The 7189-nt window shown below is 65.2% G+C and carries 8 protein-coding genes and 1 pseudogene; 2 read left to right on the forward strand and 7 right to left on the reverse strand.

The window, feature by feature from the left end; translation table 11 throughout:
• Positions 1-22 precede the first annotated feature (22 nt).
• The 4 genes and pseudogenes from IHV84_RS15110 to IHV84_RS15125 all read right to left on the reverse strand — a co-directional run.
• Positions 23-466 (reverse strand): VOC family protein, encoded by a 444-nt coding sequence (locus IHV84_RS15110; RefSeq protein ID WP_370541296.1) that lies wholly within the window; start codon positions 464-466, stop codon positions 23-25.
• Between the two features lie 5 nt (positions 467-471).
• Entirely contained in the window at positions 472-1446 is a 975-nt protein-coding gene (locus IHV84_RS15115; RefSeq protein WP_198847471.1) for a glucokinase, read from the reverse strand.
• A gap of 125 nt (positions 1447-1571) precedes the next feature.
• Positions 1572-2633, reverse strand: coding sequence for an ABC transporter ATP-binding protein (locus tag IHV84_RS15120; protein ID WP_198847472.1), 1062 nt, complete (start codon positions 2631-2633; stop codon positions 1572-1574).
• Positions 2634-2650: 17 nt separating this feature from the next.
• Positions 2651-3097 (reverse strand): annotated as a pseudogene (locus IHV84_RS15125) (carbohydrate ABC transporter permease); the annotation flags it as partial.
• A 9-nt stretch (positions 3098-3106) separates the two neighbouring features.
• Here IHV84_RS15125 and IHV84_RS15130 point away from each other — a divergent pair.
• A complete protein-coding gene (locus tag IHV84_RS15130) occupies positions 3107-3940 on the forward strand; it encodes a sensor histidine kinase (protein ID WP_370541297.1) in 834 nt (277 codons plus the stop codon).
• Positions 3941-3970: 30 nt separating this feature from the next.
• On the opposite strand, the gene tal is transcribed toward IHV84_RS15130, so the two are convergent.
• Entirely contained in the window at positions 3971-4918 is a 948-nt protein-coding gene (gene tal, locus IHV84_RS15135) for a transaldolase (protein ID WP_198847473.1), read from the reverse strand.
• A 171-nt stretch (positions 4919-5089) separates the two neighbouring features.
• Between tal and IHV84_RS15140 the strand changes: the two genes are divergently transcribed.
• Complete coding sequence (locus IHV84_RS15140; RefSeq protein ID WP_066699038.1) at positions 5090-5935, forward strand: MurR/RpiR family transcriptional regulator; 846 nt, start codon at positions 5090-5092, stop codon at positions 5933-5935.
• A 52-nt stretch (positions 5936-5987) separates the two neighbouring features.
• Here IHV84_RS15140 and IHV84_RS15145 read toward each other — a convergent pair whose 3' ends face one another.
• Both IHV84_RS15145 and IHV84_RS20500 read right to left on the reverse strand, forming a co-directional pair.
• Positions 5988-6971, reverse strand: a complete 984-nt coding sequence (locus IHV84_RS15145; RefSeq protein WP_198847474.1) for a tripartite tricarboxylate transporter substrate binding protein — start codon at positions 6969-6971, stop codon at positions 5988-5990.
• A gap of 129 nt (positions 6972-7100) precedes the next feature.
• Positions 7101-7189, reverse strand: an 89-nt coding sequence (locus tag IHV84_RS20500; RefSeq protein ID WP_233100048.1) for an electron transfer flavoprotein subunit alpha, incomplete at its 5' end; no start/stop codon positions are given.

Raw genomic sequence — 7189 nt, forward strand, 5'->3', positions numbered from 1 at the left:
CATGCCCGCTAACAGCTGAAGGTCAGCCAGCCGACACGCCCGGCGCAGCAGCGCCCGAGGGCGCCACCAGCTCAATGGGCAAACCATCCGGGTCCGCAAAAAAAGTGAACAGATCGCCCGTGACCGGATCGGTGCGCACGGGTTCCACCGCCACACCCTGCGCCGCGAGCCACGCCACGCTCGCGCCCATGTCGGCCACGCGCAGGGCCAGGTGGCGCAGGCCACACGCCTCGGGGTACGAAGCGCGCGGAGGCGGCGAGGGAAACGAAAACAGCTCCAGCTGCGTGCCATCGGGCAGCTGCAGGTCGAGCTTGTGCGACCGGCGCTCGGCGCGGTACATCTCATGGACCACCGGCAGGCCCAGCACCTGGGTGTAGAAGTGCCGGGAGCGGGCGTAGTCCGATGCGATGATCGCGACGTGGTGCAGGCCTGTGATCTGTAACGGGTGGGGTGAGGAATCTGCCACGGCGTTCATTCGGTGCCAGCCATGTCCAGCGCGCGCGCGGCGCCGTGCAATGCGGGGGTGGCGGTGGGGTCGATGATCCAGCACGGAATGCCGGCCAGATACGGCTGAAAGCGCCCCTTGGACTCGAACCGCGCGCGGAACGAGGATTGGTCAAACCAGGTGCCCAGGCGCGGCACGATGCCGCCGCCCAGATACACGCCGCCCCGCGCGCCCAGCGTGAGGGCCAGGTTGCCCGCCACGCTGCCCAGAAAGCCGCAGAACAGGTCCAGCGCCTCCAGCGCCAGGGCGTCGTTCGACTGCAGGGCCAGATCGGTCACCTGGGCGGCCGAGCTGACTTCCTTGCCGCCGCGCTGAGCCATCCTGCGCAGCGCGTGGTACAGGTCTACCAGCCCGGCGCCACACACCGCGCGCTCGGCAGACACATGGCCGTAGCGCTCTTGCAGGATGGCCAGCACATCAAATTCCCGCTGGGTCTGCGCGGCCAGCGTCACGTGCCCGCCCTCGCCCGACAGCGGCACGCCGTGGCTGGCACCCGGTGGAAACACCAGGCCCGACACGCCGAGCCCCGTGCCCGGCCCCACCAGCGCAATCGCGCTGCCCGCCACGGCCGCACCGCCGCCCACCTGGCGCAGTTGCGCGGGGGCCAGCGTGGGCAAGGCCAGCGCCAGCGCGGTGAAGTCGTTGATGACCACCAGGCGCTGCAGGCCCAGCGACGCTTTGAGTGCGCTTTGCGAGAAACACCAGCTGTGGTTGGTCATGCGCACCTCGTCGCCCGTGACCGGGTTGGCAATGCCAAAAGCGGCCTCGCGTGGGGTGGGAATGCTCACCTCGGCCAGGTAGGCGGCAATGGCCGCGTCTACCGTGGGGAACTGGGCGCAGGGCAACACGCGGGTGTCGTGCAAGGGGCCATCAGGCTGGTCTTGCCAGGCCAGGCGAATGTTGGTGCCGCCGATGTCGGCCAGCAGGCGCAGGGGGGTCATGCGGTACTTTAAACAAAAATAGCCTCCAGCGCTTATTCAACAAGCGCCAGCAGCTATTATTTTCATAGCAATTGATCGACTGGTTTGCCAAAACGGAGAACGCACCCGCAGGCGGGCTCCCTCTGTCACGCCAGACGATTTTCGCTGCTGGCGTCAAACCAGTGGGCGTTGGCGGGCTCCACCGCCAGGCCCACGGCATCGCCGGGCTGCACGCGGGTCTGCGCATCTGTGCGCAGCGTCACGCTGCCTGCAGCGGTGTCCACTACCACGTAGGTGTCAGGGCCCGTGGGCTCCACCACGCTGACCTTGCCGCGCCAGGGGGCGCTGTCATTCATCACCAAATGCTCAGGGCGCACGCCCAGCAGCACTTCGTTGGCACTGGCAGGGGCGGCCAGGTTCAGCGCCGCGCCCTGGATGCCAAACTGCCCGCCCGCGGCAGCGCCGCGCAACAGGTTCATGGTGGGCGAGCCGATGAAGGTGGCCACGTAGGTGTTGGCCGGGCGGTTGTAGATATCGTCCGGCGTGCCCAGTTGCTGCACCACGCCGCCCTTCATCACCGCAATGCGCGAGCCCAGCGTCATCGCTTCGACCTGGTCGTGCGTGACGTACACGCTGGTGATGCCGCTGGCCTGGTGCAGCCGCTTGATTTCGGCGCGCATCTCCACGCGCAGCTTGGCGTCCAGGTTGGACAGCGGCTCGTCAAACAAGAAGAGTTGCGGCTGGCGCGCGAGCGCCCGGCCCATGGCCACGCGCTGGCGCTGGCCGCCCGAGAGCTGGCTGGGCCGGCGGTCCAGCAGGTGGCTGATCTGCAGCATGGCCGCGACTTCATCGATGCGCTTTTGGCGCTCGGCCTTGGGCATCTTGCGCATCTCCAGCGCAAAGCCGATGTTGTCGGCCACGCTCATGGTGGGGTACAGCGCGTAGCTCTGGAACACCATGGCAATGTCGCGGTCGCGCGGGGGCATGCCCACCACGTTCTTGCCGCCAATACGCACCTCACCTTCGGTCGGGTCGTCCAGACCCGCAATGATGTTGAGCAAAGTGGATTTGCCGCAGCCCGAGGGGCCCACCAGGATGAGGAACTCGCCCGGCGCGACGTGGATGTCCACGCGGCGCAGAACCTCCACGCTTTTATCGCCGTTGCCAAAGCGCTTGTTGATGCCTGCAATTTCGAGTGATGACGCCATGATCTTCCCTTACCCTCTTAACCCTTAACTGCGCCAGCCGTCAGCCCGCGCACAAAAAACTTTCCGGCCAGCACATAGATGGCCATGGTGGGCAGGCCCGCGATGATGGCGGCAGCCATGTCCACGTTGTAGGCCTTCACACTGCTGCTGGTGTTGGCCAGGTTGTTCAGGCCCACGGTGATGGGCTTGGACTCGGTTCCCGAGAACACCACGCCGAACAGGAAGTCGTTCCAGATGTTGGTGAACTGCCAGATGAGCGTGACCATGAAGATGGGCGTGGACAGCGGCAGCACGATGCGCCAGAAGATCTGCCAGAAGTTCGCCCCGTCCATGCGCGCCGCATTCACCAGCTCCTTCGGAATGGCGGCGTAGTAGTTGCGAAAGAACAGCGTGGTGCCCGCCAGGCAGTGCACCAGCACCAGCCCGGTGATGGAGCTGGACAGCCCCAGCATGCCCAGCACCTGTATGCCGGTGTGCTGCGCGGCCTGCAACCCCTCAAGCGGCTGGAAGCGCAGATTGAGCGGGCCGGCAAGCGCAGCCACAACGCGGCAGACCCGCTACCGCCCATTGAACTGACCTCGGCCCCGCAAGAGGTGTATTCCCTCGCCAGCACCATCAACCGCTTGCTGGAAGCCGTGGCCCGCGGGCAACAAAAGGAAAAGCGCTTCCTCAACGATGCAGCCCATCAGCTGCGTACGCCGCTGGCAGGCCTGATTGGCCAGACCGAACTGGCCCTGCACGAAAGCCATGAGCCCCAGGTGCGTGAGCGGCTGCACAAAGTGCTGTCGGCCGCCCAGCGCAGTGCCCACCTGGTTCACCAGTTGCTGCAACTGGCACGGTCCGAAAGCAACGTGCCCATGCAGCCGTTGGACCTGCCGCAACTGGCCTGCGAAGTCGCCCGCGAATGGACCGCCAAGGCCCTGGCTGCGGGCATTGACCTGGGGTATGAAGGCGAGGAGCAACTCCGCGTGCTGGGCCACCCCCTGCTGCTGCGCGAAGCGCTGAACAACCTGATTGACAACGCACTGCACTACGCTGGCACCGGCGCCACGGTCACTGTGCGGGTACACCTCACCGCCCCTGGCATGGCTGCGCTGGCCGTGGAAGATGATGGCCCCGGGGTGCCCGCAGAGCATCTGGGCGACCTGTTCGCGCGGTTCTGGCGCGGGTCAGACAAGGCCGGCGGTTGCGGCCTGGGCTTGTCTATCGTGGACGAGATTGCCCTGCGCCATGCTGGGCAAACCTTTGCAGAGCCCGTAGTACCCCACGGCTTGCGCGTGGGGATCTCGCTGCCAGCCCTGACCTAAGAACCTGTCAAAGGCTGGCAGGAACCCTGCTCAGATGGCCTGAATCAGCTTTTCCAGCTTGACGGCATCCACCGCGAAAGCGCGAATGCCTTCTGCCAGCTTTTCGGTCGCCATCGCGTCTTCGTTCAAGGCATAACGGAAGCCTGGCTCGTCGTAGGTCACGAAGGGCAGATCCATCGCCTTGGCGGCATCGGCGCTCAAGGCAGGCTGCAGGGGGGCTTCGGTGGCGGCCAGTTGGGCCAGCAGTTCGGGGGCAATGGTCAGCAAATCGCAGCCTGCCAGCGCCGTGATCTGGCCTACGTTGCGGAAGCTCGCGCCCATCACCTCGGTGGCAATGCCAAAGCGCTTGTAGTGGTTGTAGATCTGCGTGACCGACTGCACGCCAGGGTCGTTGGCGCCAGCACGGGCGGCCTCGTCCCAGCTCGCGCCTGCCTGCTTCTTGTACCAGTCGTAAATGCGGCCCACAAAGGGCGAGATCAGCTGCACCTTGGCCTGGCCGCAAGCCACTGCCTGGGCGAACGAAAACAGCAGTGTGAGGTTGGTGTGGATGCCCTTGCGCTCCAGCTGTGCAGCGGCCTGGATGCCTTCCCAGGTGGCGGCGATCTTGATGAGCACACGGTTGATGTGGATGCCTTCGGCCTGGTACAGCTCAATGATGCGCTCAGCGCGCGTGACGGTGGCGCTGGTGTCAAAGCTCAGGCGGGCATCCACTTCGGTAGAAACGCGACCCGGCACATGCTGGAGGATTTCGCAGCCAAAACGCACCAGCAGGCGGTCAATCACCTCGTCCATCGCCCGCCCTTGCCACTTGGCCACGGTGTCCTTGAGCAGAGGTGCGTACTCAGGCTTTTGCACCGCCTTGAGGATCAGCGACGGGTTGGTCGTCGCGTCCTGCGGACGGAACTGGGCCAGTTGCAGAAAGTCGCCGGTGTCGGCAACCACGGTGGTGAACTGTTTGAGGGCGTCGAGTTGGTTCATGGCTATGGTCTCAAAAGTGGACAGCGAACAGGGCAAGGCATCGCGAATGACCGGGGGCACAGGCGGGCCAGCGCTGATAGCAAGTGTAGACGCGCACCGTTACCGGTAGCCCCCGCTGCATGAAACCAAGTTACATTGCAGTTACCTCGTTTCGTTTTCTGTGGATCTCCCATGCTTGAACGCATCACCGCATCCTTGAGTTCCCTGGCCCCGGCAGAGCAGCGCGTGGCCAAGCTGGTGCTGACCGACCCCCGCGCCTTTGCCCGCCTGCCTGTGCGCGAGCTAGCCGAGCGCGCCCATGTGAGCAAGCCCACCGTGGTGCGCTTTTGCCGCAGCATGGGCTACGACGGGCTGGCCGACTTCAAGCTCAAGCTGGCTGGCAGCGTGAGCGAGGGCGTGCCCTTCATCCACCGCAGTGTGGACGTGGACGACAAGACGGGTGATGTGCTGGTGAAGGTGGTGGACAACGCCGTGGCGGCCTTCCTGCAATACCGCAACGCGGCCAGCACCGTGGCGCTGGAGCGTGCGGCGCAGGCCATCTCTGACACCTGGAAGAAGGGCAAGCGCATCGAGTTCTACGGCGTGGGCAACTCGGGCATCGTGGCGCAGGATGCGCAGCACAAGTTCTTCCGCCTGGGCGTCACCTCCATCTCCAGCAGCGACGGCCACATGCAGGTGATGAGCGCCACCCTGCTCGGCCCAGGCGACTGCGCGGTGATCATCTCCAACTCGGGCCGCACGCGCGACCTGATGGACGCTGCCGACATTGCCCGCAAGAACGGCGCCGTCACCATTGCCATCACCGCCAGCGGTTCGCCGCTGGCCAGTACCTGCAACATCCACCTGGCCGCCGACCACCCTGAGGGGTACGACCGTTACAGCCCCATGGTGTCGCGCCTGATGCACCTGCTCATCATCGACGTGCTGGCCACCTGCGTGGCGCTGCGCATCGGCAGCTCGCTGCAACCCATCCTGCAGCAGATGAAAGAAAACCTGCGGGCCAAGCGCTACGCGTAAGCGCCCGTTCCCCAAACCGGTTCAAAGGCCAGGGCCCAGGCCCGGCTCCCGCTCAATCCAGCGTCACCCCCGCGTCGCGGATCACTTTGCCCCACTTGGTCGTCTCGGTCGCCAGGAAGGCGTCGCAGGCTTCGGGCGTGGTGCCTTCACCGAAGGTGCCCATGGCTTCGAGCTTCGCCTTGGTTTCTTCGCTCTGGATGATGGCGTTCACCGCGTCGGACATGCGTTTGACGATGTCGCGCGGCGTGCCTGCCGGAGCAATCATGCTGGCCCAGGTGCTGCCCACCATGCCGGGGATGCCCTGCTCGATGAAGGTGGGCACATCGGGCAGCATGGGCAGGCGTTTTTCGCTGGCCACGCCGATCAGCGTGATGCGGCCGGCCTTGGCAGGCTGGATGAGGTTGGGCGGTGGGTCGAGAAACAACGGCACCTGGCCGCCCAGCAGATCGGTGAGCGCAGGCGCTGCGCCGCGGTAGGGAATGTGCACCATGAACGTCTGCGTGAGCGACTTGAGCAGCTCGCTCGTCAGGTGCGCGGCCGAGCCGGTGCCTGATGAAGCAAAGCTCACCTTGCCCGGGTTGGCCTTGGCATAGGCCACCAGTTCCTTCACCGTTTTGAACGGCGCATTGGGCGCCACGGCAGCCACCAGGGGCGACACGCCCATGAGCGACACGCCCACCAGATCCTTGCGCGGGTTGTACGGCAGCTTGGGGTACAGCGTGGTGTTGGCGGTGAAGGCCGGAATCACCACGCCAAACGTGTGCCCGTCGGGCGCGGCCTTGGCCACGGCTTCCACACCGATGATGCTGTTGGCACCGGGCTTGTTGTCGATCACCACGGGCTGGCCCAACTGCTTTTGCAGGCCCACGGTCAGCAGGCGCGCCATCTGGTCGGTGAAGCCACCGGCGGTGTACGGCACCACGATGCGAATGGGGCGGCTGGGCCAGCCGGACTGCGCCAGTGCGGGCAGCGCGGCCGTGGCCAGCGCAGCGCCTGTGGCCTGCACGATGCGGCGGCGGGAAAGGGATGCGTTCATGGTGTTGTCTCCTGTATCGTTTTTCAAATAAAAATAGCTGCTAACGCTTTATGTATAAGCGCTAGCAGCTATGTTTTTAGTAGCAATCAGCCTTGCACATGCGGGCCGATGGTGGAAGGCCTGAACAGGTCAGAGGGCCTTGACCAGTTCAGGCACAGCCGTAAACAAGTCCGCCTCCAGCCCATAGTCCGCCACGCTGAAGATCGGCGCTTCCGGAT

This window comes from Acidovorax sp. IB03, from assembly GCF_016406015.1.
Lineage (GTDB): Bacteria > Pseudomonadota > Gammaproteobacteria > Burkholderiales > Burkholderiaceae_C > Acidovorax > Acidovorax temperans.

Bases quoted from the DNA above. Each gene is read 5' to 3' on its own strand.
- IHV84_RS15115 (WP_198847471.1), bottom strand. From the start codon at position 1,446: ATGACCCCCCTGCGCCTGCTGGCCGACATCGGCGGCACCAACATTCGC.
- IHV84_RS15120 (WP_198847472.1), bottom strand. From the start codon at position 2,633: ATGGCGTCATCACTCGAAATTGCAGGCATCAACAAGCGCTTTGGCAAC.
- tal (WP_198847473.1), bottom strand. From the start codon at position 4,918: ATGAACCAACTCGACGCCCTCAAACAGTTCACCACCGTGGTTGCCGAC.
- IHV84_RS15140 (WP_066699038.1), top strand. From the start codon at position 5,090: ATGCTTGAACGCATCACCGCATCCTTGAGTTCCCTGGCCCCGGCAGAG.
- IHV84_RS15145 (WP_198847474.1), bottom strand. From the start codon at position 6,971: ATGAACGCATCCCTTTCCCGCCGCCGCATCGTGCAGGCCACAGGCGCT.